At 34.7% G+C, this 26,884-nt stretch carries 26 protein-coding genes and 1 other annotated feature; of the genes, 14 read left to right on the top strand and 12 right to left on the bottom strand.

From position 1 onward, the window contains the following. Window positions 1-35: 35 nt before the first annotated feature. The 3 genes from PRVXT_RS11555 (at window position 36) to PRVXT_RS11545 (ending at window position 2,381) form a co-directional block, all read left to right on the top strand. Window positions 36-398, top strand: coding sequence for a CidA/LrgA family protein (locus PRVXT_RS11555; protein ID WP_350343020.1), 363 nt, complete (start codon window positions 36-38; stop codon window positions 396-398). Then, entirely contained in the window at window positions 391-1,086 is a 696-nt protein-coding gene (locus PRVXT_RS11550; protein ID WP_350343019.1) for an LrgB family protein, read from the top strand. Before PRVXT_RS11555 ends, PRVXT_RS11550 begins: the two co-directional genes overlap by 8 nt. A gap of 101 nt (window positions 1,087-1,187) precedes the next feature. Then, complete coding sequence (locus tag PRVXT_RS11545; protein ID WP_350343018.1) at window positions 1,188-2,381, top strand: mechanosensitive ion channel; 1,194 nt, start codon at window positions 1,188-1,190, stop codon at window positions 2,379-2,381. 40 nt (window positions 2,382-2,421) lie between these two features. Here PRVXT_RS11545 and pflA read toward each other — a convergent pair whose 3' ends face one another. After that, the gene (gene pflA / locus PRVXT_RS11540) at window positions 2,422-3,165 is read right to left on the bottom strand and encodes a pyruvate formate-lyase-activating protein (RefSeq protein ID WP_350343017.1); all 744 of its coding nucleotides are present in this window, start codon (window positions 3,163-3,165) and stop codon (window positions 2,422-2,424) included. After that, window positions 3,166-5,388, bottom strand: coding sequence for a formate C-acetyltransferase (gene pflB, locus PRVXT_RS11535; protein ID WP_350343016.1), 2,223 nt, complete (start codon window positions 5,386-5,388; stop codon window positions 3,166-3,168). A 464-nt stretch (window positions 5,389-5,852) separates the two neighbouring features. Between pflB and PRVXT_RS11530 the strand changes: the two genes are divergently transcribed. After that, a complete protein-coding gene (locus PRVXT_RS11530; protein WP_350343015.1) occupies window positions 5,853-6,539 on the top strand; it encodes a hypothetical protein in 687 nt (228 codons plus the stop codon). A 148-nt stretch (window positions 6,540-6,687) separates the two neighbouring features. Then, window positions 6,688-6,915: a DUF2798 domain-containing protein gene (locus PRVXT_RS11525; RefSeq protein ID WP_350343014.1), complete on the top strand. Its 228-nt coding sequence runs from the start codon at window positions 6,688-6,690 to the stop codon at window positions 6,913-6,915. A gap of 57 nt (window positions 6,916-6,972) precedes the next feature. On the opposite strand, the gene PRVXT_RS11520 is transcribed toward PRVXT_RS11525, so the two are convergent. Both PRVXT_RS11520 and PRVXT_RS11515 read right to left on the bottom strand, forming a co-directional pair. Further along, window positions 6,973-7,539, bottom strand: coding sequence for a DUF4126 domain-containing protein (locus PRVXT_RS11520; RefSeq protein WP_350345154.1), 567 nt, complete (start codon window positions 7,537-7,539; stop codon window positions 6,973-6,975). After that, window positions 7,536-8,270 (bottom strand): MBL fold metallo-hydrolase, encoded by a 735-nt coding sequence (locus PRVXT_RS11515; RefSeq protein ID WP_350343013.1) that lies wholly within the window; start codon window positions 8,268-8,270, stop codon window positions 7,536-7,538. Before PRVXT_RS11515 ends, PRVXT_RS11520 begins: the two co-directional genes overlap by 4 nt. A 154-nt stretch (window positions 8,271-8,424) precedes the next feature. Then, window positions 8,425-8,635: a binding site (T-box leader), on the top strand. 88 nt (window positions 8,636-8,723) lie between these two features. Between PRVXT_RS11515 and PRVXT_RS11510 the strand changes: the two genes are divergently transcribed. The 4 genes from PRVXT_RS11510 to PRVXT_RS11495 all read left to right on the top strand — a co-directional run bounded on the left by PRVXT_RS11510 (window position 8,724) and on the right by PRVXT_RS11495 (window position 12,077). Beyond that, entirely contained in the window at window positions 8,724-10,094 is a 1,371-nt protein-coding gene (locus PRVXT_RS11510) for a YjiH family protein (RefSeq protein ID WP_350343012.1), read from the top strand. A gap of 82 nt (window positions 10,095-10,176) precedes the next feature. Continuing rightward, on the top strand, window positions 10,177-10,650 hold the full coding sequence (locus PRVXT_RS11505) for a hypothetical protein (RefSeq protein ID WP_350343011.1): 474 nt from the start codon (window positions 10,177-10,179) through the stop codon (window positions 10,648-10,650). A 210-nt stretch (window positions 10,651-10,860) separates the two neighbouring features. Continuing rightward, window positions 10,861-10,995 carry a hypothetical protein gene (locus PRVXT_RS11500; RefSeq protein WP_350343010.1) on the top strand — a complete coding sequence of 45 codons (135 nt, stop codon included), beginning with the start codon at window positions 10,861-10,863 and terminating at the stop codon, window positions 10,993-10,995. Window positions 10,996-11,144: 149 nt separating this feature from the next. Next, window positions 11,145-12,077 carry a DUF362 domain-containing protein gene (locus tag PRVXT_RS11495; protein ID WP_350343009.1) on the top strand — a complete coding sequence of 311 codons (933 nt, stop codon included), beginning with the start codon at window positions 11,145-11,147 and terminating at the stop codon, window positions 12,075-12,077. Window positions 12,078-12,098: 21 nt separating this feature from the next. Here PRVXT_RS11495 and PRVXT_RS11490 read toward each other — a convergent pair whose 3' ends face one another. After that, window positions 12,099-13,862: a glycoside hydrolase family 13 protein gene (locus PRVXT_RS11490; RefSeq protein ID WP_350343008.1), complete on the bottom strand. Its 1,764-nt coding sequence runs from the start codon at window positions 13,860-13,862 to the stop codon at window positions 12,099-12,101. Window positions 13,863-14,151: 289 nt separating this feature from the next. Here PRVXT_RS11490 and PRVXT_RS11485 point away from each other — a divergent pair, with 289 nt between their 5' ends. Next, window positions 14,152-15,882 (top strand): peptidoglycan D,D-transpeptidase FtsI family protein, encoded by a 1,731-nt coding sequence (locus PRVXT_RS11485; RefSeq protein WP_350343007.1) that lies wholly within the window; start codon window positions 14,152-14,154, stop codon window positions 15,880-15,882. 19 nt (window positions 15,883-15,901) lie between these two features. Next, entirely contained in the window at window positions 15,902-17,005 is a 1,104-nt protein-coding gene (locus tag PRVXT_RS11480) for an RtcB family protein (protein WP_350343006.1), read from the top strand. 61 nt (window positions 17,006-17,066) lie between these two features. Here PRVXT_RS11480 and PRVXT_RS11475 read toward each other — a convergent pair whose 3' ends face one another. Further along, on the bottom strand, window positions 17,067-18,314 hold the full coding sequence (locus tag PRVXT_RS11475; RefSeq protein WP_350343005.1) for a cytochrome P450: 1,248 nt from the start codon (window positions 18,312-18,314) through the stop codon (window positions 17,067-17,069). Between the two features lie 236 nt (window positions 18,315-18,550). On the opposite strand from PRVXT_RS11475, the gene PRVXT_RS11470 reads away from it, so the two are divergent. Continuing rightward, entirely contained in the window at window positions 18,551-20,656 is a 2,106-nt protein-coding gene (locus PRVXT_RS11470) for a S8 family serine peptidase (protein WP_350343004.1), read from the top strand. Between the two features lie 19 nt (window positions 20,657-20,675). Here the strand turns inward: PRVXT_RS11470 and PRVXT_RS11465 are convergent, their stop codons facing one another. The 6 genes from PRVXT_RS11465 to PRVXT_RS11440 form a co-directional block, all read right to left on the bottom strand. Beyond that, complete coding sequence (locus PRVXT_RS11465) at window positions 20,676-21,611, bottom strand: TDT family transporter (protein ID WP_350343003.1); 936 nt, start codon at window positions 21,609-21,611, stop codon at window positions 20,676-20,678. Window positions 21,612-21,616: 5 nt separating this feature from the next. Continuing rightward, entirely contained in the window at window positions 21,617-22,093 is a 477-nt protein-coding gene (locus PRVXT_RS11460; protein ID WP_350343002.1) for a C-GCAxxG-C-C family protein, read from the bottom strand. Window positions 22,094-22,349: 256 nt separating this feature from the next. Next, window positions 22,350-22,679 (bottom strand): winged helix-turn-helix domain-containing protein, encoded by a 330-nt coding sequence (locus tag PRVXT_RS11455; protein WP_350343001.1) that lies wholly within the window; start codon window positions 22,677-22,679, stop codon window positions 22,350-22,352. 21 nt (window positions 22,680-22,700) lie between these two features. Next, entirely contained in the window at window positions 22,701-23,435 is a 735-nt protein-coding gene (locus PRVXT_RS11450) for an ABC transporter ATP-binding protein (protein WP_350343000.1), read from the bottom strand. Next, window positions 23,428-24,132: an ABC transporter permease gene (locus tag PRVXT_RS11445; RefSeq protein WP_350342999.1), complete on the bottom strand. Its 705-nt coding sequence runs from the start codon at window positions 24,130-24,132 to the stop codon at window positions 23,428-23,430. The genes PRVXT_RS11450 and PRVXT_RS11445 overlap by 8 nt, the downstream gene beginning before the upstream one ends. A 24-nt stretch (window positions 24,133-24,156) precedes the next feature. After that, a complete protein-coding gene (locus PRVXT_RS11440; RefSeq protein WP_350342998.1) occupies window positions 24,157-24,984 on the bottom strand; it encodes a substrate-binding domain-containing protein in 828 nt (275 codons plus the stop codon). A gap of 771 nt (window positions 24,985-25,755) precedes the next feature. Between PRVXT_RS11440 and queD the strand changes: the two genes are divergently transcribed. Together queD and queE are read left to right on the top strand one after the other, a co-directional pair. Beyond that, a complete protein-coding gene (queD, locus tag PRVXT_RS11435; protein WP_350342997.1) occupies window positions 25,756-26,193 on the top strand; it encodes a 6-carboxytetrahydropterin synthase QueD in 438 nt (145 codons plus the stop codon). Next, a complete protein-coding gene (queE, locus tag PRVXT_RS11430) occupies window positions 26,186-26,872 on the top strand; it encodes a putative 7-carboxy-7-deazaguanine synthase QueE (protein WP_350342996.1) in 687 nt (228 codons plus the stop codon). The genes queD and queE overlap by 8 nt, the downstream gene beginning before the upstream one ends. Window positions 26,873-26,884 lie beyond the last annotated feature (12 nt).

Here is a 26,884-nt window from a genome sequence, read left to right as displayed (position 1 = left end):
TTTATAAAGTAGATATAAAATGGAGGGATGTTTTAATGAATCTAATATACGGCCTTGGCATTATTTTTTTTGTGACTTTTGTAGGCGAGCTAATCTATATTACACTACCTTTACCGATTCCTGCCAGTGTTTATGGACTTATTATAATGCTAATTTGTTTAGAAACTAAAATTATAAAGTTAGAAAAGATAAAAGTTATTAGCAACTTTTTACTAAAAATAATGCCTCTTCTGTTTATTCCAGCATCGGTAGGAATGATCACTGTATGGGATGAAATTAGAGCTATTTTTCTTCCACTGGCTGTTATAATAAGTTTAACTACGATAATTGTTATGGTAACTACAGGTAAAGTAACTCAATATATAGTTTTAAGAGAAAAGGAGAAGTTAAATGAGTGAAATATTAAGCGCTTCTATATATTTTGGTGTAACGGTTAGTATAGTTGGATATTGTTTAGGGTTATGGGTAAACTCTAAGTTTAAGTGGGGTATTTTAAACCCATTGTTAATCTCGATAGCTTTTGTTATATTGACTTTACTTGTATTTAATATAGATTATGAAAGCTATAACGAGGGAGCAAAATATCTTAGCTATCTATTGACTCCAGCCACTGTATGCCTTGCTGTGCCTCTTTACTTGCAACTACATTTACTAAAGAAATACTTTGTAGCGTTATCAGTGGGGATAACAACGGGTGTTTTTTCTAGTTTAATAAGTGTAACTTTGTTATCTAAGATTTTTCAGTTAACTAATGAACAACTTGTAACCTTACTACCTAAGTCTATAACCACTGCTATTGGCATAGGTATTTCTGAAGAACTTGGAGGAATAGTTACTTTAACTGTATCAGCAATTATTCTTACAGGTGTGCTAGGAAATATTATAGCTGTAGGTGTTTGCAAGTTATTTAAAATAAAAGAACCTATTGCAGTTGGCTTAGCAATTGGTGCGTCCTCCCATGTTATGGGAACTTCTAAAGCTCTAGAGTTAGGTGAAATTGAAGGAGCAATGAGTAGCGTTTCTATCGTTATAGCAGGACTTTTAACAGTGTTATTGGCCCCTGTATTTGCAAATTTAGCCTTTTAATTATCATAGAATATTCGCAATAATCCCTATTTACCTTGCAAATTTTGTCGGTTTATTGTATAATGCTAATAGTTACCATTATATTAACAGGAGGTTATAATATGGAAAATTTCTTGGATTCTCTAACGGAGGTAGCTCTACAAATAGTACCTGCTATTCTATTGCTAGTGCTAGCATTTGTTGTTTCATCTTTAGCTAGGAGAATTGTACTAAAAGTTATTACAAAGATGGAGCTGGAAAAACACACAGATAAGCTAGGTTTGAAAGATGAAGAGACCGGTAGTTCTTTAGATTTTATTGGTAAATTGGTTTATATTATTGTGTTTTTACTTTTCTTACCAGAAGTATTAAATCAATTAGGTTTACATGATGCAGCACAGCCAATTACTATGGTAGTAACTCAGTTTTTAGATTACATACCCAATATAATAGCAGCTTCTATTATACTTGCGGTAGGTATATTTATTGCTAAAATTATACGCCAACTTCTTGTTCCTGTGCTTAAGAGAGCTAAAGTAGATCAGCTACAAGAAAAAGCGGGAATAACTTCGACTGAAGATGCTCAAATATCTTCGGTAATATCTTATATTGTATATGTACTTATTTTAATACCTGTGATAACATCAGCGCTACAAGTTCTTAACATAGCAGCAATTTCAGATCCTGCAGTAGCAATGTTAGACAGGATAATAGTATTTTTGCCAAACATTTTTGTTGCTATAGCTATAGTTTTCATTGGCGTTTATGTAGCAAAAATAGTTGGTAAATTACTTGCAGAAGTTTTATCTGGTATTGGAACTGATAATATTGTAAGAAAAATAATTCCAGAAGAACAAAATAAGCTTAAAGATTTTTCTCTATCTAAAGCCATAGGAGAAATTGTAAAATATATCGTAGGTCTACTGTTTGTTGTGGAAGCAATCAATGTTCTAAGGCTTCAAGTTCTACAAACAGTTGGACAAGGTATTATCGCTTATCTTCCATTTGCCATCAGCGCTATAATTATTATGGGAGCTGCCCTTTTCCTTGCTACATGGGTGGAGGCGTTAATTGGGAAAAATGCCCCAAATTCTAAGTTCTCAGCTCTTATAGCAAAAACAACAATTATCGTCGTAGCCGCTTTTATGGCTCTAAGTCAGTTGGGAATTGCCCCTTCTATAGTAAATGCAGCCTTTATTATAATACTAGGAGCATTAGCTATAGCGTTTGCGGTAGCCTTTGGTATCGGAGGAAGGCAGTTTGCTTCCAACATGTTAAAAAGGCTTGAAGATAAAACTAGTAATTCTGAAGAATAAATAGCAAATCCCCCTATAGAGCAATCTATAGGGGGATTTTTTAGCCTGTTTTACTATACTTGTCTTTTTTAGCGGCTAAATGCTTATTCAATATTTTATTAAAGTATTGTAAACTTTCCTCATCTAATGAACTAGTATGCTTTAATGGGTACTCAATATTAAGAGAATTATACTTTTCAACCCCCTGATTATGATATGGAAGAAGCTCCACTTTTTTTACATTGGGGATAGTATTAATAAACTCTGCTAATTCCTCTATATTGCTTTCGCCTGTATTAACATTTGGCACTAAAACGTGGCGAACCCATATTTCTGTTTTACTTTGTTTAACCGACGATAAAAAGCTAAAAAATTTATCACTATTCTGCCCAGCAATTTCTTTATATTTATCTTTATTTGTAGCCTTTATATCTAGCAGAACTAGATCAGTGTATTTTAGGATTTCCTCATAGTCTCCTAGACCATGACCTGATGTATCAAGGGCTGTGTTTATACCTTCATTTTTACAAGCTTTGAAAAACTCTTTCAAAAATACCGGCTGTAATAATGGCTCACCACCAGATACAGTTACCCCTCCACTATCCTTATAATAAAATTTATATCTTTTAACCATTTTAATTAGCTCATTTACAGTCATTTCTTTTCCATAGGCCATATTCCATGTATCTGGGTTATGACAGTATATACACCTTAACGGACAGCCCTGTAGAAATATAACCGTTCTTACACCAGGTCCATCCACTAGTCCCATAGTTTCTATAGAGTGGACTTTTGCTGTTGTCATCTATATCCTCTGGTGAAATGTCCTTGAAATTACTTCTTGTTGCTGAGACTTTGTAAGGCGATTAAAGTTTACTGCATATCCAGATACTCTGACTGTTAAAGAAGGATATTTTTCAGGATGGGCCATTGCATCTTTTAAGGTTTCCTTGTTTAAAACATTTACATTTAAGTGGTGGGCACCTTGAACAAAATAACCATCTAGAACTGAAACAAGGTTTGTTATTCTTTGGTGTTTATCTTTGCCTAGGCTGTCTGGTACTACGGTAAATGTGTTTGAAACTCCATCCATACACTGAGAATAAGGTATTTTAGCCACTGAGTTCAATGAGGCTAATGCTCCTGTTTTATCCCTTCCATGCATTGGATTAGCACCTGGTGCAAAGGGTTCTCCTTCTTTTCTGCCGTCGGGGGTAGAACCAGTTTTCTTACCATAAACCACGTTAGAAGTTATTGTTAGAATAGAAAGTGTGTGTTTGGAGTCACGATATGTTTTGTGTTTACGCAACTTACTCATAAATCTATTTACAATATCAATGGTAATTTCATCGACTTTTTCATCGTCATTACCAAACTTAGGGTAATCACCTTCGGTTTGAAAGTCAACTGTAATGTTATTTTCTCTAACAGGTCTAACTTTAGCATATTTTATTGCACTTAGGGAATCGCTGACTACCGATAACCCTGCTATACCAAAAGCCATAAGCCTTTCTATATCTTTATCATGTAACGCCAGCATAGAAGACTCATAAGCATATTTGTCATGCATGTAATGAATAATATTCATGGTATTTACATAGATTTCTGCTAGCCAGTCCATAACATTGTCAAACTTGTTAATAATATCATCATAATTTAAAAACTCACCTTTAGGTAATTCTTGTTTTGGAGCAACTTGCACTTTCATTTTCTCGTCGACGCCACCGTTTATAGCATATAACAATGCTTTAGCGAGGTTGACCCTTGCTCCAAAGTACTGCATTTGCTTTCCAATTTTCATAGCAGATACACAGCAAGCAATGCCATAATCGTCACTAAACTCTGTTCGCATAAGATCGTCATTTTCGTACTGAATAGAATCAGTTTCTATAGATAAGTTAGCACAAAACTCCTTGAAATTTTCCGGTAAATTCTGTGACCAAAGGACCGTCATATTGGGTTCCGGTGCTGGTCCTAGATTTACTAGGGTGTTTAGAAATCTAAAGCTATTTTTAGTAACTAAAGTACGACCATCAACACCCATCCCACCAATGGCTTCTGTAATCCAAGTGGGGTCGCCAGCGAAAAGCTCGTTATAGTCGGGGGTCCTTAGATGTCTTGCCAACCGTAACTTCATAACAAATTGGTCAATCAATTCTTGAGCCTGCTCTTCAGTAAGAGTGTTATTTTGGAGATCTCTTTCGATATAAATATCTAAAAATGTGCTAACTCTGCCTAATGACATAGCGGCACCATTTTGTTGTTTAATAGCCGCAAGGTAAGCGAAATATAGCCACTGTACAGCTTCTTTTGCATTTGAGGCTGGCTCGGCAACATCATAGCCGTAGTTTGCAGCCATGTCAGTAAGTTGTTCTAGAGCACGGAGTTGTTCTGTTAATTCCTCCCTAAGTCTAATAACATCTTCAGACATTGGCCCTACAAGTTGAGAAATTTCCTTTTGCTTTTGATTTATCAAAAAGTCAGAACCATAGAGAGGCAATCTACGATAGTCACCAATTATCCTCCCTCTTCCATAGGCATCAGGTAAGCCTGTAACAACACCAGCTTTTCTTGCAAGCTTAATTTCAGGAGTATAAACATCGAACACTCCTTGGTTGTGGGTTTTACGATGAGCAGTAAAAGTGTGTTCAACTTTCTCATCAACTTTGTAGCCATAGCTTTCCGCAGCAGAAACAGCCATACGGATCCCTCCGAATGGGTTTACCATTCTTTTTAACGGCTCATCTGTTTGAAAGCCTACAATTAGTTCGTTTTCTTTATCTAAGTAACCAGGTTCGAAGGCATCAATACCTGACACTGTTTTTGTGTCTAGGTCTAAAATGCCTTTTTGGTTTTCTTTATTTAAAAGAGCCATCGCTTTGTTCCATAAATTAACAGTTTTTGTTGTAGGGTCAGTTAAGAAACTATCATCCCCTTTATATGGAGTATAGTTCTTTTGTATAAAGTCCCTAACGTTTACTTCCTCACTCCAGCTACCGTATTTAAAACCTTTCCAATGTGAATTCATATAAGCAACCCCCTTAAAATTTGTTATTAAATAATAAGATTAAATATTTATTATCTACTCTTTTGTTAAATTAATTTCTTAGGTATATTATAAAACGTGTTTTACTATTTTGCAATACTCTGTTTTAAATTTAATTACCATTTTAACAAGCTGTATTAATCTGTTTTATTTTATGCTTCAATCTGTTATAACAGAATTAGTTTGTTTAATCCTTATAAAAGATAAGAGTTTTAATATAACTATCTATAAAAAGTATTAACCTATAAAAAAACTGTGTCAGTTAAAGTGATATAGTTTTTTAGAAAATTATCGTAGATAAATTATAGAAGGCCTTTAAGTTTTTTGGAAAGGTAGCAGGAGAGCCTAAAATTTAGTAGAAAGTAAAGTATAGATAAAATTAAAAATAAACCTGTTAAATGGTTGCGTGGAGCTTATATAGAAAATATAAACTAAGGGGGATTAAAGTGTTTTTTGTTTATTTTGTCTTAGCTTTAATAATTTGTGGCTGGGGTTCTTTAATTTACATTATGTTACGAAATAAGGTAATAAGTATAAACTATGATCTTGTAGCTGAGGAGTTTATACCATCAAATAAAATTCTCCCAAGATATAGGCTAATCTTGTGGGTTATAGGTCTGGGAGCTTATGCTTTTATATTTATTTATCCAAACTTTGATAACCTTAAATCAATTTATCCACTAATCGAATCAGGGCAAATAGATAGTTTATTCAGGTTAATGGATGTGGACTATTTAACTGAATTAAAAGCGGAACTGTATCATAAAGGTGAAATAGATAAATATCGAATATTAACTAAATATATACATAGTTTTTCTAACGTGCTTTCTGGGCTAGTGTCATTGACAGGACTGGCACTTATTGGAACTAGATTTTTATTTAAAATTAAAGTAACTGAGCTTGGGGTAATAGGTGCAGAATACATTAAATTTGATAAAATTGACTGGTATGAATTTATTGAAAAAGGAGAAGATTATGGCCAACTTAACTTATATAAAAAGCCTTTTATAATGAGCAGAATGAGTAAAAGACCTGCTTTAAGCTTTGCAGTCACTTTTCATGACTATGAAAAAATACAAAATACTTTTGAGGAAAATCAAGTAATGACTTGGTACTTACGACAAAAACAATGATAGTGTTGTGACTTAATTTTAACTAAGTAAGATATTCCTCAGAATTTAGAATTGCCTGCTATCAAAGATAATTAGAGCTAAAAAAGCAATCGTGTATCTTTAAAATACTATATAATTTTAAAATATAAGCTTAAGAAAGGGGATAAGCATGAAAATTAAAAAGAAATATAAAGGTGTGTTATTTTCTTGTCTAGCTGCTGTATTTATTTCAGTGCCTATGGCCTTTATTATGGTTATCATTAATCATGGCTTTGTGGAAGGTTTTTTTTGGCAGTTTTTAAAGTCTGCAATAGTGGGGATTGCAATCTCTATACCATTGGCAAATGTTTTTATTCCTTTGGCTGAAAAAGTTGTTAACAAAGTGGTTGAAGAATAATGACATTTTGAAAAGCAGATTTATCCACAAAAAAAGTAATGGGTTTAACCATTACTTTTAGTTAATGTTTTGAGATGGGTGAAAAAAGTCTCCTACCCACTTTATCAGCTTAAAAAGTATAGGTACTAAAATTAAGGCAACTGGTACTGTAATTGCTATTATCGCTACTACGGAGATTGCTATGGTTAATGCAGATTCAATAAGAGAAAATATAGGGTTTGCTGTTCCTCCTGAGGTGGCTGTTAACGCAACATGAGCAGTATTGCTGAACAAATCTGCTGTTAAAGCTGTTCCTCCACCGGCAATTATTGATAAAGACCATTGTTGTAGTGGAGAAGCATCCGTTAAAAATGATGCTGTAATAATTATTCCCGCAATTGTAGCGAAGGGAATGCTAATTAAGTTAAGTAAATTATTAAACCATGGCACCTCATATGCTATAAGTTCTGAGATAGTAGCGACAGAAAGCACAATAACTGCTTGGTTGGTTGCTAACCATTCTAAGCTTTCAGGTGGCACAATAACACCATAGTAACTAGCGATGCTTATGGTTAAAAAAGGAGTAAATACCCGTAAACCAGCGGCAGTACTAAGGCCTATACCTACTAAAAGATTTAATATCATTTGCACGGGCTTTCTCTGATCCACCTTACGCTATCACCTTCTTTAAGTAAGGGAATAAACTTTGGTTTGAGGTTATATTTCCCCCATTTTTTGGCTAAAGATTCAACCTCCTTTGGAGATTGGGTAAAATGCATTGGGAATATAGTGCTAACTGTAATATTTTTGGCGAAGTATTGAACAGCAAGATGATAAAATTCACCTAGTCTTGGATCAACTGGAATAAAAGCTATATCTATTTTTTTATTTGAAAGCTTCTTTAGTTCTTTTTTATAATCAGCTTCTTCTTTAGCCTGAATTTCACGGGAATCTTTCTCCCATTTCCACCAATTGAGATCTCCACTGTGAAAAAGGGTAACTCCATCAACTTCTACCAAAAAAGAAACACCACAGTCTGTGGAACCTAATGTTTTAATAGATATGTCTTCTAGACAAAAATGTTGATCTGGTTGAACAGTATGCACCTTATTTCCTTGGTGTTTATCCACATCTTCATGGACTACGTACTGTATGCTATGCCTTTTAGACCAATCATAAATTATCGGGTTAAAGTGGTCGCTGTGTTTATGGCTAACAAAGACAGTGACTTTTTTGGTAGATAATAATTCATCAGTGATAAACCTGCTTTTTTTACAGCAGTCAAAGATTAGAATGTTGTTTTTAGTTTCTATTAAAAAGCCACTATTAAATAGAAATTGGACATTGCATTCACCATTTACGATATTTGTGCACAAAATAATTAACCTCCTTATATTTTAATATGATTATATTATAACGAAAAAAGTAACATAAAATAAGGAAAAAATAAAATTTTAAAAAGTATATTGACAGTTAAGGAGAAAGTCTATATAATCATTAACAATATAATTTTATATTTTAAATAACTTTTACACACCTACGAAAGGAATAGTAAGTGTAATGACGGTTCCAGCGAGCGAATGTAGAGTGGGAGATTCGCAGCCTAATTATATCGAAAAGAGTCCTTGAGGTTGCCTTATAAAATAAAAAGGCACGGATTACCAACGTTATAGGTAGTAAAGTGATTAACACAATGTGTTAATAATTAGAGTGGTACCACGGATAACAACCCGTCTCTTTGTTTTTCAAAGAGACGGGTTGTTTGTTTTTCTTTACTTAGGCCTAAGTAAATTTTTTTAACATCAACAAATTATAAGGAAAAGGGGAAGATGATAATTATTAGCGAAAAAAATAAAAGTTCAATGGACAAAATTAAATTAAATAATTTATTAAAATTTTTAATTCCATCTGGTTTAGGGATTTTACTGTTTATGACTCCTATTCCCCAGAACGGCTCACTAACGATACCAATTGCTCTTCTAACAGACAGATTTATCGACTTATTTATGAATATTCTACCACAAGCGGTAACTCTTATAGTATTAATTTCTGCTGTGCTAAGTGTGCTATATAAACATAAAAAAATAAATTTTAGTTCAGCTGCCATGTCAAAACTTTTTGATTTATCAAAATCATGGCTGGCTATAAGGATTGTAGGTGCAGTATTATCCTTGTTAGTTTTACTTAACTTAGGACCTGAATTTATATGGTCGGAATATACAGGGGGACTTTTGTTATATGATTTAGCTCCAATACTATTTACAGTTTTTGTCTTTGCAGGATTTTTTATTCCATTGCTAATGGAGTTTGGTCTTTTAGAATTTGTAGGAAGTATATTAAACAAAATTATGAGACCGGTTTTTACTTTGCCAGGTAGGTCGTCTATAGACTGTATGGCTTCTTGGTTAGGAGATGGCACCATAGGTGTTGTGCTTACCTCCAAACAGTATGAAGAAGGATATTATACGAAGAGGGAGGCATCAGTGATAGGTACAACATTTTCTGTTGTTTCTATTACCTTTAGCTGGGTTGTAATAGCACAGGTAGAACTGTCTCATATGTTTCTTCCTTTTTATATGACGGTAGCACTAACAGGTTTTATTTCCGCTCTTATACTCCCTAGAATTCCCCCTTTATCGAAAAAGGAAGATAGCTATTATAGTTGTAGAGAGAAGCAAGAGGAGAAAGCCGAATCTAAAACATATAACAGTTTTACTTGGGGTTTATTGCAAGCCACAAAGAAAGCATCTCAGAGTAAAGGGCTGATTTATTATATCAAAAAAGGTTTAAATAATGTTTTAGATATGTGGTTAGGAGTGTTGCCTGTTGTAATGGCTTTCGGAACAATAGCTCTAATAATAGCGGAATTTACCCCGTTATTTACTATTTTAGGAGCACCTTTTATTCCAATTCTTAACTTGCTTCGTATACCAGAAGCTACCGAAGCTTCTCAAACTCTTATTGTAGGATTTGCAGATATGTTTTTGCCTGCAATTTTAGGAAGTAGTATAGAATCAGAACTAACTAGGTTTGTGATAGCGTGTGTATCTGTTACCCAACTGATTTATATATCAGAAGTTGGTGGTGTTATTTTAGGCTCAAAGATTCCAATTAGCTTATTTGAGTTATTTTTGATATTTATTCAAAGGACTTTGATTTCCTTACCAATTATAGCTTTAATTGCTCACTTGTTATTTTAGTATAGGTTAGGTGCCATTTTTATATTGACTAAAAGCAAATTGCATATTATGCTAAAGCTATAAGGAAGGAGCTGAGATAAACTTGAAAGATAAAAAAACATTAATTTTAGTTGTTGTAGCACTTATAATTGTTTTAGCTATCTATAGTTTTCCTAATGAAATAAAAAAAGAATTTACAGGTTTAAAATACCGGCTGGATGATGCCAGTGAAGAAAAAAGAGTTGCTATAAAAATAGACGGGTGGTATACTCGGAGATTATTTCAAAATGATCAGTTCCAAGGTACAATATATATAGGCGATGAAAAACTTTCGCAGGTTAATAGTTATGTAGATAAGGAAGGCGAAATATTGGTTACTTTCGATGATGAAAGTGAAGATTTTAAAAGTTTTGGAAAAATTTATTCCTTAGATAGATTTAAAGAATTCACAATTGCCATATTTGAAAATGGTGAATGGGATAATGAAGAAGGGATAATACTCTCAGCTCCAGCAAAAGATAGAGAAGATGCTGTTAAAATTTCAAAAAGTCTTATGGAGTCGTTAATAACAAACTAAAAAATAAGCAGTGTCATTTTGACACTGCTTATTTTTTGTGGCATGTAACTGCTTATACCCTATTCAAAATTTTAACAAAGAAAAAGAAGGGGGAGTATAATTAACTTAGTTAAAGAAATGAAGTTTTCGCTTTATTATACCAACAATAGGATAAACTAACTATATAGTGAGGTATTTTTTATGGGTGGATGCTGATGAAATTAATTTACAGTGTTGATTTCCAACGATCTTGTTGGACTACAGTACAGTTATTTGCAGGTGATAGTAGTCGGTTTTGTACAGGTGATTTTTGCCTATGGAATGGAATTTACTAATGTTGAAAAGAGGAAGTTTTTGGTGAAGTAGCTCATTTTATAGCAGCATTTTTTGTAATTTACATCAGTCAATATTTATTAGTAGATATTCAAATATCTATAACTAACCCCTTTTTAACTGCGATTATATAAGCTATAAGAATAATTTGATTAAAATAATTAATAAAAAAAGGAGAGCTAATGATTCCTAGAAAAATAACCAAACCAACCGTTTGCTTAACAAGAGAAGACACAGAAGGACAATCTTTAAAAGAGGGCTTAGATCTATTGCCTGCCAATGAAATAATCAAAAAAGGAGATAGAGTAGTAATTACCCCTAATTGGGTAAAATCAGAGTCGCCTTCAGCAGGTACAGTAGTAGGTCCTAAAACTTTACAAAAGTTAATAAAGCATATAAAAAAGTTTGAACCTAGTAAAATAACTGTTGCAACGGGCTCAGGAGGAGATGATACAAAAAAAGTTTTTGAATCTGTAGGATATGATAAAGTAATAGAAAGTGAAGAAATAGAGTTTGTTGACTTAAATTTTGGGCCTTACACAGATGTGCAACTAGATCATGATATAATTAAAGAAACTAAAATTAACAAGCTGATTAATGAGTTTGACGTTCTTATAAGTTTTACTCAGCTTAAACACCACGAAGAAGCTACTATAAGTGCATCAATAAAAAATATAACCTTGGGTTGGCCGCCGGCTGAAATGCATGGATTTCCTAAAAAGAAAACGGGTATTCATGAAGATTTACATGGTTTTATTATAGCGATGGCAAAAAAAATACCGATTCATATAGCTATAGTAAGTGCCGATAAAGCAATGGTAGGTTTAGGACCATCGGGAGGAAAGCCTGTAGATACTGACGGGTTAATAATAGTATCCAATGATTCCGTAGCAGCTGACGCAATAGGTGCAAGGTTATTGGGTTTTTTACCTCAAGGAGTTCGGTATTTATACGCTTTACATAAAAGTAACATGGGAGAAGCAGACCCTAAAAAAATGACATTTAAGGGTTTTTCTTTAGCAGAAGCAGAAAAAATATTCTCTAAAGCTGCATATGGTCAAAGAATATCGTTAGATAAAGAAAACAAAATAAAAGGTTTTCACGGTAAGAAATAAAGAGGAATATTTTGTTCCTCTTTATTTCTTTTCAATGAGGTACACAGCAAAGCCGTATGATGGAAGGGATATGGTATCAGATAAGGTTCTCTCATCCTCCATTATCAGGTCTAACACTTTTTGTTGATTATACTTATTTGGAAGTTTGAATTTCTCTGTAAACTCGCTATTATTGAGCACAACCAATAATTCTTGATCAGCAATGCTTTTAGTAAAACTAATTATATTATTTCTATCTTTTGGAGATAGAAAAGCAAAGTTATTGTTTGTCCTAAAAACTTTGAACTGTTTTCTTAATGATATAATTTTTTTGACAAAACCTAACATTTCTTTATCCTGTTTTTTTTCTTCCCATATCATGCACCTTCTACAATCAGGATCTTCTCCACCTTCCATTGAGATTTCATCACCATAATATATACATGGTGTTCCTGGCATGGTAAATTGCATTAGCATTTGAAGCTTAACTTTCTCTTTATTTGAGTTACTTAATGTTAAAATACGAGCTGTATCATGGCTCCCCAACAAATTAAATTGAACACTATTTATTGTTTCGGGATACATGTTTAATATCTTGTTTACTGAATTCATAAACTCAGCTTTGTTAATGTTGTTCGTCGTAAAATATTCTGTAATGGCAGTAGTTAAGGGGTAATTCATTACTGCATCAAACTGATCACCTAAAAGCCAAGGCATAGCATCATGCCATACTTCTCCTAAAATATAAGCGTCTGGTTTAGCTTCTTTAACAACTTTTCTAAAATCTCGCCAAAAAGCATGATCAACTTCATTAGCAACATCTAACCTCCATCCATCTATGTCAAACTCTTCAATCCAATACTTAGCTACGTTAAGTAAGTAAGCTTTTACTTCTTTATTTTCTGTATTTAGTTTTGGCATTGTTGGAACGTATCCAAAAGTATCATAGTTGGCAAGAAAATCTGTTTTTAATGGTAGGTTGTGTAGGTGAAACCAATCTTTGTAGGGTGAGTTATCTCCGTTTTTAATGACATCTTGAAATGGAGGAAAGTAAAGCCCACTATGATTGAAAACAGCATCTAGCATTACTTTAATCCCTTTTGCATGGCATTTTTGTACCAATTTTTTAAAGGTATCCTTATCACCAAACTGTGGGTCGATTTCCATGTAGTCTATAGTGTCATACTTATGATTAGAGTGGGCTTTAAAAATTGGAGTAAGATATAGACCTGTAACTCCCAAACTAGCTATATAATCTAATTTATCCATAATACCCTGAAAATCGCCACCGTAATAGCTTTTTTGACTTGGCCTACGACTATTCCATGGAAGTGAATTTTTCGGGTTAATCGAAGGATTGCCATTGGCAAACCTTTCAGGGAAAATTTGATACCATACTGTTGAACTAACCCAATCGGGGGGTGAAAAAATATCCACTTTATTAATATAAGGAAAGCAAAAGTAATAACTTGCATCACTTGGGGCTTTTTTATAAAAGCCCCTTTCGGTATAATAGATGGATTGAATTGGGTTTTCTAAAAGGAAACCATACCTTAGTCGCCTGTGTTTAGTAGTTACTTTTGCAATCCAATAATCATGCAAATCATCACTGCCATTAAACCACATATCAGTACTGTTGGAAATCCAAGAGTTTTGGTTAGAATCAAAGTCATACGGGTCTCCAAATATAAGAGTAACTTTTTGCACATCATTCTTTTTTGTTTTTAATTTGATATGAACAGATTTTTCATCTATTGCATAAGCATATTCATTTTTGGGACGATGGTAAACCGCCTCTTTTATCATAAGTATACACCTCTTTTATCAAGTTTAAAAAAGGTACAACCGAATGGGTTGTACCTTTTTGGGTAAGCATTGCCTAATCTTTTTATTTTATTATTAAATATAACATACTAATAACAAAGAATTTTGTCAAGGTACTTTCAAATTGAGTTTTTCCCTAAAAAGCTGGTTTTATTTAAAAAAAGTAAAAATATTTCTTTCACTATGTTATTATATAATTGTAGAGATTTCGCTACTTACAATTTCTCTAATATAGCACCAAGAAAATTTTTGCTAGGTGGGTGTTTTAAAATTGGACAACAAATTTGAAGAGATGCTAAATAAAAGAGCAAAAGCTGCATTTATTATTTTTCTAATTATGTTTGGTTTGTTGACCACTAGGCTATTTTGGGTTCAGTTTGTTGGAGGTGCCCAATATCTAGAAAAAGCTGAAAGGCAGTGGTATAATGAGGTGATGCTACAGCCTCAGCGGGGACAAATATATGACACAAATGGAAAACTAATGGCTGGAAGTGCTTCAGCTGAAACAATAGTTGCAATACCATCTCAGATTGAGAATCCCTCAGAGACGGTAGAACAGTTGGGTCCTTTGTTAGAATTGGAAAATGAAACCATATACAATCGTTTGACAAGTAATTCATCAGAAGTTTATCTTCAAAGAATGGTAGATGATCAAGTAGCAGAGCAAATTAAAGACCTTGATATACCAGGCATAAAAACTATTGATGAAAGCAAAAGATTTTATCCGCACGGTAGTCTGGCTAGCCATGTTTTGGGGTTTGTGGGAACAGATGAGGGTTTAGAAGGTATTGAAGCTTACTATGAAAGTGAATTGGCTGGAGTGCCAGGGGTATCTCTGCACAGCGCTGATGCCAGTGGTAGAAAACTTCCCGGTGGAGAAATTACATATAAAGAGCCTACCCATGGTTTAGATCTTACCCTAACAATAGATCATTATATACAACATATAGTAGAAACTGAGATGAAAAAAACCATGTCAGAATTTGAACCGGAAAGCGTATCGGTAATTGTTGCGGATCCCAATACTGGAGAAATTTTAGCAATGGCCAACGCACCGGATTTTGAACCTGAAAACTTTAATAATTATCCTAGTTCAGCCTGGAGAAATGCCGCTATAACAAATAGTTTTGAACCAGGTTCGACCTTTAAAATAGCTACTATGGCTGCTGGATTAGAGGAAAATGTATTTAAACCGACAGATACTTATATCTGCAAAGGATATACCGAAGTTTTGGGCGTTAGAATTCGAAATTGGGATAGAAAGGCAAATGGTGAACAGACTTTTACACAAGCTGTAGTAAAATCCAGCAACACTGCATTTGTTGATATAGGTTTAGAGTTAGGGAAAGATACCCTTTTTAACTATATACATGGTCTAGGTTTTGGGCAAAGGACAGGGATCGACTTGCCTGGCGAAGCAACTGGACTTTTATTTGATCCTGCAACAATGAGCAAAGTTGACCTTGCTGTTTCTTCTTTTGGTCAGGGAAATTCTGTAACTCCTATCCAGCAAATTATGGGAGTCTCTGCCATTGCTAACGGTGGTCAGTTAATGCAACCATATATTGCTAAAGAGTTTAGAGACCGAGATGGGAAGGTAGCTAAATCCAATGAACCCACGGTTATAAGAACTGTTTACTCTCAAGAAACTGCGGATATTTCAAAGGAGATTCTTCAGGAAGTTATTGATGGAACAAGTGTCGCGGTAGATGGTTATAATGTAGCGGGGAAATCTGGCACTGCCCAAAAAGTGGCTCCAGAAGGAGGGTACAAGGAAGGAGCGATAATTGCATCCTATGTAGGATTTGCTCCTGTAGAAGACCCCCAAATTGCGGTATACGTTATGGTGGACGAGCCATCTACAGGAAGATGGGCATCACAAATTGCTGGCCCATTGTTTAAAAATATTACAGAATCTACTTTGACGTATCTAGAAGTTCCTAAAAACAACGTGGACTATATTGAAGAGAGTGATGATGAGGAACAGGAAGAAGAGGAATAACTAAAAAAGAGGTGAAACAATGCAAAAAATTATAGGTGATTTTAACACAGCCATTGTTTTCGCTGCCGATGTTGAAGGGGATGCTAAAAAACAGATAAAGACACTCTGTGACCAGGAATTTATAAAAGAAAGCAAAATTAGGATAATGCCTGACGTTCACTGTGGGGCAGGATGTGCTATAGGAACAACTTTAACAATAGAGGATAAAGTTGTTCCCAACTTAGTAGGTGTAGACATAGGCTGTGGTATGGAGGTAGTTAAGCTTAAGGAAAAGAGTATTGATTTTAAAAAGTTAGACGATATTATCAGCACAAAAATTCCGTCTGGGTTTAACATTAGAAAAAAAGAGCATTTCTTTAGCTCAAGGATTAACTTAGAAAACCTAAAGGTTAAAAAACAGGTTAACTTAAAGCGGGCAAAGCTGAGTATCGGGACATTAGGGGGAGGAAATCATTTTATAGAAGTAAATGAAGATGCCCAAAAAAATCTTTACTTAGTAGTACATTCTGGCAGTCGGCACATAGGTAACGAAGTAGCTAGAATATACCAGAAAAAAGCAGCAAATTTATTAAGTAAAAATAGCTCTATTCCTAAAGAATTAGCTTATTTATCGGGGAAACAGTTTGAGGACTATCTTAATGATATGAGAATTATTCAAAATTTTGCTGATTTAAATCGCAAAGCAATAGTAGAAGAAATAACAAATAATATGAAGCTAGAAATAGTTGAGCAGTTTAAAACCATACACAATTATATAGATACAAATGATATGATACTGAGAAAAGGAGCCGTTTCTGCCAAAAAAGAAGAAAAGTTTTTAGTTCCTTTAAACATGAAGGATGGTAGTCTTATTTGTTTAGGAAAAGGGAATCCCCAATGGAATTTTTCCGCTCCCCATGGAGCAGGACGGATAATGAGCCGCAAAAAGGCTAAAAAGACATTAAATATAAAACAATATAAACAAATGATGCAAGGTATTTATACAACTTCGGTCAATAGAAAAACTATAGATGAATGTCCTCTAGCTTACAAATCCAGTGACGTAATTGTGGACAATATTAGCCCAACGGCTGAAATAATTGAAAGGCTCAAACCTGTTTATAACTTCAAAGCCCCGCAATAGTCAAGTTTAAAGCAGTATTTTTTTGGCAGAGATGAATTCTATTTTAGAATCATATAATCAGTTACTTCCAAGTAACGTTGGTAAAAATAAATCCACTCTTAGGTAAAGATGGAACTCGTTTAAGGCTATAGCTTAAGTCTTGCTTTGGCACGTCGTAGGATATTTTATTTACTAGAAAATCTAAAGTAGCCTTCATTATTTCTAGAGTAATCTTCTCAGCGGGGCAGCGGTGGGTTATGGAGGGATTTCCCCCTCCTTGGGGGATAAAATTATACAAGCTATTTTCAAAGTTATTAAATCTTTCCGGATAAAATTTATGGGGATTATCCCAGATTCTACGGTCGTGATTTATACCATACACATCTAAAACAACTAACATTTTTTCTTTGAACTCATAACCTTTCCAGTTAAATCCTTTACGCACCCTTGCCCCTAAAACAGGTACAAAGGGATAGTGCCTCCTAACCTCCTGTACAAACATGTTTTTAAAGTTGCTGTCTAACAGCAACTTTTTTTTATGTTCTGGGTTTTCATACAACGCTAACGCAGCAAAAGTTATAAGTATAGAAACAGCGACCATAGGTCTAATGATATTTAAAAGTTCCACTGCAGCCATTTGACTGCTTAGCTCTTTGCCATCTAATTCTTTATAAAAAGAAAGTTCATATAAAGGAGTGCCTTCTTTTGCTTTTAATCGACCTCTTCTAACGTTTTCAATAACCTTTATGATCCATTTTTCCGTCTTAAGCCTCGATGCTTTCCCAACATAATATCTTGGCCCCAGTCCACCTAAAGCATCAACCATAGCGATAAGTTCATCAGCTCTTTTTTTAACTTCATTATCAGGTATTATAATACCTGCCCAATTAAAAGCGGTACTACACAACACGTCTTTTGCTTCGTCAAATAATACAATGTTATTTGATTTTAACCACCTGCTAACCTGTGATTCCCAATTTTTGGTTATGATTTGGGAAACTTTCTTCTCTTGGTCTTTAGTTAACGACAGAAAAAGTTGTTTGCGGTGATAATGACTTTCTCCATCCATAGTGTGAATGGCATCCACACCAAATAAAGTATTTTGGACGCGCATGGGTATAGCACCAGTACGCTGGAATTTTTCAGGATCATAAAAAAGCTTAGCCCCTGCTTCGCCGCTGATACAAACCACCTTTTGGCCCATAAAGACAAATTCAAAAATATCACTGCCATGTTGTTCAGTATTACTACTGATGAAATTATAACCGCTGGTAAATAAATCTTTTATTCCTTCTGACGCGCTGACAACAGGGACATTAGAGTTAGGCAATTAATCCACCTCCTTTTTTAATACTTTTTTTTACTATCTGCTTAAGTTGTTATTTTTATACTATAGTCATTGATTAAAAAATAATAGTATGATTGTAAGCATATGTTATTGTACAAGACTAAAGTAGCAAAGCGATAAAGAAATTCAAGACCAAAGTCTTATTATATAAAAAATTCAGAATATATATAATTTAATTGAAACGATAACTTTCGTTTCAATCAAAAGGAGGGATGTAAATGTTTAGAAAAAAATTAACACGGGCTTTGGTTTTATTATTTATTTTGCTGCTATTTACAACACATAGTTTTCCAATAAGTGTACAAGCAGTAGAAGTTATAGGAGATTTTGACGTTAACAGCTCTGAAGATGTAACGGTAATAGCTCAGCTTGAAGAATTATCTATTTTGGAGGGGCAGCAAAAGGAAGATGAATATTCAGAAGTTGAGTTATTAAATGCTAGAACTAAAATAATAGATAATGTAATTAGTGAACTGGGGGATAATGTAGTTGTAAACAGAGAATATGAGTATGTCTTTTCTGGTTTTTCTGTGGAGTTACCTGCAAAGTTGGTACCTAGACTGGCAGAGATCAATGGGATAAAAGCTATTTACCCGAACGTAGAACATCAAGTCAACTATACAGAAGTTGAAAAAGAGTTTACAAATCCCAAGATGCTAGACAGTGTGTCACATATACAGGCAGATATGGTTTGGGAAGAGTTTGGAATAACAGGAGAAGGTGTTACAATAGCAGTAATTGACACGGGAGTAGATTATACACATCCAGATTTAGAACACGCATTTGGAGAATATAAAGGCTGGGATTTTGTAGATGACAATGATGATCCACAAGAGACACAGCCGCCATCCGGATGGTGGCCACCAGATTATCCTCCCTACGAAACAAATCATGGAACTCATGTAGCTGGTAGTATTGCAGCTAATGGTGCTATTAAAGGAGTAGCTCCAGATGCAAATCTTTTAGCATATAGGGTGCTTGGGCCAATGGGAAGTGGTACAACAGATAACATTGTAGCTGGAATAGAGCAAGCAGTTAAGGATGGAGCTGATGTTATGAATTTATCTCTTGGCAACCAGCTCAATGACCCAGACTTTGTGACAAGTTTGGCCTTAGATACAGCTATGGAAGCTGGAGTATTTGCAATAGCTGCTAACGGTAACAGCGGACCAGATAAAGGAACAGTTGGCTCCCCAGCTACTTCTCGTAAAGCAGTTTCAGTTGGAGCCACGGAGTTGCCTACTAAAATTTATTCAGCATCAATATTTACAAGTGAAAACGTAGAATATAGCAGTGTAAAGGTTATGGGATTTAATAATGAAGATGATATTAACAATATTAGCGGGAATACTTATGGGTTTTCTTATGTTGGGTTAGGACGAAGTCAAGATTTCTTAGATGTAGATGTAGAAGAACAGGTAGCACTTATACGGCGTGGTGAGATACCTTTTGTAGATAAAGTAAAAAATGCCAAGGAAGCTGGTGCAGTGGCTGCTATTATCTATAATGATCAGGATGATGACTTAGATGTAACAATACCTCATATGGCACTTCCCACATTAACTCTCAGTCTAGCAGAAGGAGAAAAAATGCTCTCACAGATAGAGGATGGAAAAGATACTGTAACTATAGAAATGGAACCTGTTGATTATATTGGAGAGAGAGTTACTGATTTTTCTTCAAGAGGACCAGTACAAAAGAATTGGATGATTAAACCTGATGTCTCCGCTCCTGGTGCAAACATAATTAGCACAATTCCCACTCATAATCCTGATGATCCCCATGGGTACTCAACATTTTCAGGTACGAGTATGGCAGCACCACATGTAGCTGGAGCAGCAGCTTTACTTATTGAAGCAAATCCAAATTGGAATGTTAATCAAGTTAAGGCGGCACTCATGAATACAGCTGAAAGACTATATAAGCAATGTGGGGATCCTTACCCACTAATTGCACAAGGGGCAGGAAGTATAAGAGTTAACAAAGCGCTTCAAACTAATGCTTTGGTAAAAACTACAAGTAATTCTTACGGAAGAATAGAGGCAGATAGTGGCACTCATGTTATGCAACTTAAGATAGAGATACAAAATTTACATCCACAGAGGCATAGATTTGGTTTAGAAACAGAAATAATAGGTGAGCCTGAAGGGTTAAAGGTTATGAACAGTAGAAACCTCAATATTCAAAGTGGTAGAACTCAAGAAATACAGTTTAATCTTCAGGCTCAGACAGATAAATTGGAGCCGGGAGTCCATGAGTTGGTTGTAAATGTAATAGATGGAGATAAAATACTAGGTGTACCTATGATAATATTTATTGACTAAAAAGAAACAAGCCAACATCTTAGTTGGCTTGTTTCTTTTTAGTCTGTGCTATTGGGAACTCTAAAGATAATAGGAACATTAAGTATCTGATTACTACGTATATTACCATTATGGTAGCCCAAATCTCTAAAAACCTTGCAAAAATCATATACCCATAAAAATCATTTATTGAACTTAAATTTTTAAAAGCTACAGCAGTAATCACAAAGGGAAAAGTAAAAGCTGAAAAGCTGGGGTAAAATTCACTTTTTAAAAGGTTAGGAATTTTAATTGCTACCGCTACAAACATTACAAAAGCTAATCCCGATAGAAAGTATATAAGAGCATTGTTAGGTTGGGGAAATGAGCTTATATACCCAGCAAGACAAAGGCTAGCAGGTGCAGTTAATATAACCAATGTAGGTAATGCTGGTGGTTGCATTGCTTTTATTTTTATAACTCTGTAAAGTACAAAAGGTAATAGCACTAAATATGATAAAAAGCCAAACCAAAATATAACTTGACCTATACTTTGTTGGCCTATTGCTGGCGCAGAAATGCTGCCCACCACTAAACCTACGTAAACCACAAAATAACTGGGGAATACAGCTTTAATGTCAAAATTTAAAATATATTTAAAAGTAAAAACTGCCATAAGTATTAAGTGGAGTAATACTGCTGAGAACCACATTACATTTGCGAATAAAATAAATGAAGTGAAATAGGTTGATAGAACCATAAGTCCCATAGAAAAAGTTGGCAAAACACTGGCAACTACTGGATTTTCAAAGGCGGTGACTAAGCTTTTGGGCATAACTATTACTTTTATCAGTATAAGAGCCAAAATACAAAAAGCCAAAGCACCAAACAAATATCTAAAAAAGCTTCCATAGATAGCTAAAAGGTTACCCAAAGTTGCACATGCTAGCATAAGGCCAGCAATTGGATAAGGTGTTTTTTTAATAATATCACCCATTTTAACTATGCTCCCATAGCTTCATCGATATTTATCAAGCCCAACTCACGAACGATGATTTCTGCTGTTTTTTCTGCTACTTCACCGGTAAATGCGATACATTGCTTTTTATGCTCTCCAGATCCCATATCCATCCCATGGGTTAGCACCTTACAGCACAGCACTTTGTGGTTGTCTTTAAAACTTTGTTGAAGTTCATTAGCTAGTTCTAATGTTTTAGCAACTTTAGAATCACCCGGCTTTGTTCTACCTAAAAAATAGCCTAAAGCCATAACACCACCAGATACAGCACCACAAAGACATTTAGACTTTCCAATACCTACAGGAAACCCAGATGCCATTGCTACCATTTCATCAGGCATGTCTAATTGAAAGTTTTCTTTTATCGAATAAACAATGGCTTCTGAACAGAAAAATTTACCTTCACGGTATAGTTCCTCTGCCTCTTCTCGGATTTTCTTAATACTAACCTCTTTATTCATAATATTAAAACCTCCTAGAAATTAAATTAGTGAACTTAATCACATTAGCAAGAAAAATATAATCTATTTTTATAAATAGGATAACATCATTTTATACAACGCACAAGCTATAATGTTATCACTTTTTTTTATATGATGGTTCTCTAAAGCCAAATCGTATTCAGTAAATATTTTACTCTTATTTAAATGTTTTTTTCTAGTATTTATAATATAAACAATCAGTCAGGATTACTTAAACCCTGACTGATTGTTTATATTATAAATATTGATTAAATAGAGTCTCCATATATTTTTCAGCTTCTTGATTAAGGTTATCAAAATTTGTAAGAAGTTGTTCTCCACCTTTTGTTAAAGTAGTGCCACCGCCTGATTTTCCACCAGATTTCTTTTTTACTAACTCACAGCCATACCTGATTTCTGCCTTTTTTATTTTCCCCCAAGCGGTACGATAAGACATGTTAAGGGCTTTTGCTGATTTGTTGATAGAGCCAGTACTTTTAATTAGGTTAAGTAGCGTAAACAATCCTTGGCCTATTACAAGCTCATCTTCTTCATTTTCTAGCCAGATCCTAAACTTTAGTTTCATGGCTTAACTCTACCTACCTTTCTAGTATATTAACTCACCAGATAAAAACTTTTTTGTTATGGAATGTTGTGGGTTATCAAAAAATGTATTTTTATCATTTATTTCTACAAGGTTGCCCTGATTTATCAAACATACTTTATCAGCAAGTCGCTTTGCTTGAAATATATTATGAGTGACCATTATTACCGTGGCTTTTTCTTTTTTTACATAATCGTCAATAATATCTTCTATAATTTTTACGTTGGTTGGATCTAAATTAGAAGTAGGTTCATCTAAAAGTAGAACTTGTGGATTAAATACTAAAGCTCTACCTATAGAAACACGTTGGGCTTCGCCACCGGATAATTTATCTGCTTTTTGATTTTTTAGTTTAGATAACCCTAGTTTTGATATAAGTTGATTTATTTTATGCTCATCAATTTCTATATTTCTTATTTTAAGAGGATAAACAATATTTTTCCATACAGATGTATTCATTAATGATGGTCTTTGAAAAACTGTAGTTATTGTGCGTTTGGCACTTAGTTTCGGACGGGACTTGTTGTTATATTTTTTATCCATATAAATGATTTCACCTGTATCAGCACTTTCAACAAAATTCATTAACCTTAGTAATGTGCTTTTACCAGCGCCGCTTGGACCCACTAACGCCAATATTTCCCCTTTTATAATATTTAAGTTATCAATATTTAGCACAGTTTTTTTACCATATGATTTAGAAACATTTTTAAGTTGGAATATATTCTGATTAGTCACTTCCTATCAACTTCTTTCTTTGGAAAAGTAGCATAACAAAATTAACTATAAAAGTTATAGTTAGCAAAATAATACCAAAAGACATGGCAATACCGAAGTTGCCTTGCCTTGTTTCTAAAACAATTGCACTAGTCAGAACCCTAGTCCTACCAGCTATATTACCTCCTACTAACATCACCGCTCCAACCTCTGATATAATCGTTCCAAACCCTGCAATTACAGCAACCAACACTCCAAGTCTAGCTTCTTTTATGGTGGCCCACAGTGCTTGTTTTTTTGTAGCACCAAGTGCCTCTAGCTGAAGCAATAAGGTTTTATCTACTCCCATAACAGCAGTCATTGTGAAACCAGCTACTAGAGGAAAGGCTATAATTGATTGTGCAACAATTATAGCATAGGGGGTAAATAACCATTCCAGCGAACCTAACGGTCCGGCGCTTGATAAAAGCACAAAAACAAATAAACCCACTACAACCGGTGGAAGCCCCATTCCAGTGTATAATAAGGCAATTGCAAAATGTTTGCCAGGGAACTTAGCCAATCCTAAAAAAGCTCCTAGCGGTACCCCAACTAATGTAGCTATTATCAAAGCTATACCAGATACTCGCATTGAGACGAATATAATATTTGTTACGTATGGATCTAAGTTCAATAGTAAACTTATAGCTTCTAAGAGCCCAGAGATAAATACGTCCATTTAATAAACCTCCTGCAAATTCTGTTAGTAGGCATTAGGAAAGAATAAAGGTTGGCCAAAATTTTCGATACCATACTCACCTATCATATCTTGAATATCTTCTCTAATAAAAAACTCAACAAGCTCTTGTGCTGCCTCACTATTTACATTGGAAAACTTATTGGGGTTAACAGGAATTATTCCATAAGGATTATGCAATAAATCATCCCCCTCTAAAACAATCTGTAAGTTTTCTAGTTTATCCTTCATTGATAAAAAAGTACCTCTATCTGTTAATGTATAAGCACCCATTTCATTTGAGGCAATTAAGGTATCGCCCATTCCTTGTCCTAAGGAATTATACCAATTTTTCCCTTCGGCATTAAAATCATAATACTCCCATAGACTCTTTTCCTTGTTATGTGTTCCGGAGTTATCGCCTCGAGAGTTGAAATTAGTTTCATTATTTTGTCCAGCTTGGTAAATTTTACTTAACCCTTCATCAACATTACTACTATCTTTAACATTGGCAACATCTTCTACTGGACCTAAAAAAATATAGTCATTGTACATTACAGTGAATCTTTCTGTCCCATAGCCATTTTCTACAAATTCTTTTTCCAGTTCTTTTGCATGCACCAATAGAATATCAGCATCCCCTCTTCTGCCAATTTCCAAAGCTTGACCTGTTCCTACCGCAATCACATCTACTTGATGCCCTGTTTCTTCTTCAAATATCGGTAATAGCTCATCCAATAGACCAGAATCATCTGTACTAGTAGTTGTAGCTAAAGTGAGTGCTGCTTCATCACTAGGGGAACAACCTACTAAAAAAAAGGTTGATACTAATACTGCAAATACTAGTTTTTTCATTTATGTTACCCCCTTTGTTGTTTTAACCCGTTATGTTTTAAAAAACACAACGGTAGTGAAATATTTATTCTAGATAGAGCTTAAAAAATCCTGCTTTATAAAGATGTAGGAAAAAGATTCCTGTGAGGTTAGGGTTATTAGCGTTACGTAAAAAAGAGAACCTAAATCTCAACCTAAATTATATAAAAATAAAAAAACACGGATAAAAAATTGCTGTATCCTTTCTCCAATTAATGAAAACGTCATAAAGCTGTATTTAAACCCTTGGCAGAGGAGGGGGAGTGCCATCAGTTCTGCCATAAAGGGAGCAAACCCCCCATAGGGTAGGGGGCGAACCTCCGTGTCGCCCCATCAGTAGATGGTATGCCAAAAAGTTCTGCCATCAAGGGAGCCCAACCCCTTCATAGAGTAGGGAGCGAACCTCCGTGTCACCCAAAAGTAGATGGTATGACAACCGTTCTGCCATAAAGGGAGTAAAACCCCTTCATAGGGTAGGGGGCGAACCTCCGTGTCGCCCCAACAGTAGATGGTATGCCAAACTATTCATTGTTCCTAACCCCAAAGAGTCCGAACCGCCTTAACGAAGACTTTTGGTATTTATACTTCATATATTTACATCTTTATGTTATACTTTTTACGATAATTTAAAATACTATAAGGACAGTTCATTGACCATCCTGTCATAAAACAAAACTAGGCAACTATCAAAGGGGACAGTTGCGTCCCTTTTTATTTGTCTAAATTTAAGGAGTTTAAATTAGGAGGCGTAATATGTTCATATTAAAAGCAGAAGTACAGTTTGACCTAGCTCACTACCTTAGCAATTATGAAGGTAAATGCTCCAACATCCACGGACATAGATATCGGCTTATCGCTAAGGTAAAGGGAGAGGACGTAAAAAAAGAAGGGCAGCTTCGGGGCATGGTGGAGGACTTTGGCACCATAAAAAAAGCCCTCAAAGAAATAGAAGACTACTTTGACCACAAGCTAATCGTAGAAGACGATGAGGTTGGACAAGGCTTAATAAAGGGGATAGAAAATAGCCCACAATCATTTAAAATACTAACAGTTCCATATCGTCCCACAGCAGAAGAAATGTCACGGCATATATACCATATGCTAAAAGACAAGGGCTTAGACATCCATGAGGTTGAACTTTTTGAGACCCCCACAAACAGCTGCATCTATACAGAGGCCGATAATGACTAAATATAATATAATAGAAAAGTTTTGCAGCATCGACGGAGAAGGGCCTACTGCTGGAGAGATTTCTACATTTATTAGATTTGGGGGTTGTAATTTAGAATGTTCTTGGTGTGACACACATTACTCCACCAGCGCCAATGTTGTCGGAGAGAAAATGACATCAGAAGAAATTTATGATTTTATATCCCAAAACGGCACCCAAAACGTGACAATAACCGGCGGTGAGCCGCTAATACAAAAAGATATAGATAAGCTTTTAATCTTTTTATCTAAAAAAAATGAGCTAAAAATTCAAATAGAAACCAACGGCAGCGTTCCAATTGACAGGTTTAAAGACAAACTAACAAGGGAAAACTGTGGGCAAAACGTAAGGTTTATTTTAGACTATAAATTGCCTGCAAGCAAAATGGAACAGCATATGGACAAAAGCAACTTAGAAGCAGTTACCGAAAAGGATGTATATAAGTTTGTAGTAGGAAGTGGACAGGATTTAAAAACTGCATATAACATTTTAAATGAGTACAGTTTGACTCAAAAATGTCTTGTGTATCTTAGTCCGGTTTTAGGTAAGATAGAGCCTAAAGAGATAGTGCAGTTTATGAAAGAGAAAAAACAAAATAAAGTTAGACTTCAGCTACAGCTCCACAAAATAATATGGCCTCCTGATTTAAGAGGAGTATGATAATAGTTTTTA

The sequence above is a fragment of the Proteinivorax tanatarense genome (genome assembly GCF_040267685.1).
Lineage (GTDB): Bacteria > Bacillota > Proteinivoracia > Proteinivoracales > Proteinivoracaceae > Proteinivorax > Proteinivorax tanatarense.
This window is presented reverse-complemented; position numbering and strand designations above follow the sequence as displayed.

What these genes read in the sequence shown, in the direction of transcription:
- queE (WP_350342996.1), top strand. Translation starts at nt 26,186, where the DNA reads ATGACTAAATATAATATAATAGAAAAGTTTTGCAGCATCGACGGAGAA.
- PRVXT_RS11465 (WP_350343003.1), bottom strand. Translation starts at nt 21,611, where the DNA reads ATGGGTGATATTATTAAAAAAACACCTTATCCAATTGCTGGCCTTATG.
- PRVXT_RS11490 (WP_350343008.1), bottom strand. Translation starts at nt 13,862, where the DNA reads ATGATAAAAGAGGCGGTTTACCATCGTCCCAAAAATGAATATGCTTAT.
- PRVXT_RS11520 (WP_350345154.1), bottom strand. Translation starts at nt 7,539, where the DNA reads ATGATATTAAATCTTTTAGTAGGTATAGGCCTTAGTACTGCCGCTGGT.
- PRVXT_RS11470 (WP_350343004.1), top strand. Translation starts at nt 18,551, where the DNA reads ATGTTTAGAAAAAAATTAACACGGGCTTTGGTTTTATTATTTATTTTG.
- PRVXT_RS11445 (WP_350342999.1), bottom strand. Translation starts at nt 24,132, where the DNA reads ATGGACGTATTTATCTCTGGGCTCTTAGAAGCTATAAGTTTACTATTG.
- PRVXT_RS11550 (WP_350343019.1), top strand. Translation starts at nt 391, where the DNA reads ATGAGTGAAATATTAAGCGCTTCTATATATTTTGGTGTAACGGTTAGT.
- PRVXT_RS11440 (WP_350342998.1), bottom strand. Translation starts at nt 24,984, where the DNA reads ATGAAAAAACTAGTATTTGCAGTATTAGTATCAACCTTTTTTTTAGTA.
- pflA (WP_350343017.1), bottom strand. Translation starts at nt 3,165, where the DNA reads ATGACAACAGCAAAAGTCCACTCTATAGAAACTATGGGACTAGTGGAT.
- PRVXT_RS11455 (WP_350343001.1), bottom strand. Translation starts at nt 22,679, where the DNA reads ATGAAACTAAAGTTTAGGATCTGGCTAGAAAATGAAGAAGATGAGCTT.
- PRVXT_RS11495 (WP_350343009.1), top strand. Translation starts at nt 11,145, where the DNA reads ATGATTCCTAGAAAAATAACCAAACCAACCGTTTGCTTAACAAGAGAA.
- PRVXT_RS11545 (WP_350343018.1), top strand. Translation starts at nt 1,188, where the DNA reads ATGGAAAATTTCTTGGATTCTCTAACGGAGGTAGCTCTACAAATAGTA.
- pflB (WP_350343016.1), bottom strand. Translation starts at nt 5,388, where the DNA reads ATGAATTCACATTGGAAAGGTTTTAAATACGGTAGCTGGAGTGAGGAA.
- PRVXT_RS11525 (WP_350343014.1), top strand. Translation starts at nt 6,688, where the DNA reads ATGAAAATTAAAAAGAAATATAAAGGTGTGTTATTTTCTTGTCTAGCT.
- PRVXT_RS11510 (WP_350343012.1), top strand. Translation starts at nt 8,724, where the DNA reads ATGATAATTATTAGCGAAAAAAATAAAAGTTCAATGGACAAAATTAAA.
- PRVXT_RS11555 (WP_350343020.1), top strand. Translation starts at nt 36, where the DNA reads ATGAATCTAATATACGGCCTTGGCATTATTTTTTTTGTGACTTTTGTA.
- PRVXT_RS11460 (WP_350343002.1), bottom strand. Translation starts at nt 22,093, where the DNA reads ATGAATAAAGAGGTTAGTATTAAGAAAATCCGAGAAGAGGCAGAGGAA.
- queD (WP_350342997.1), top strand. Translation starts at nt 25,756, where the DNA reads ATGTTCATATTAAAAGCAGAAGTACAGTTTGACCTAGCTCACTACCTT.
- PRVXT_RS11480 (WP_350343006.1), top strand. Translation starts at nt 15,902, where the DNA reads ATGCAAAAAATTATAGGTGATTTTAACACAGCCATTGTTTTCGCTGCC.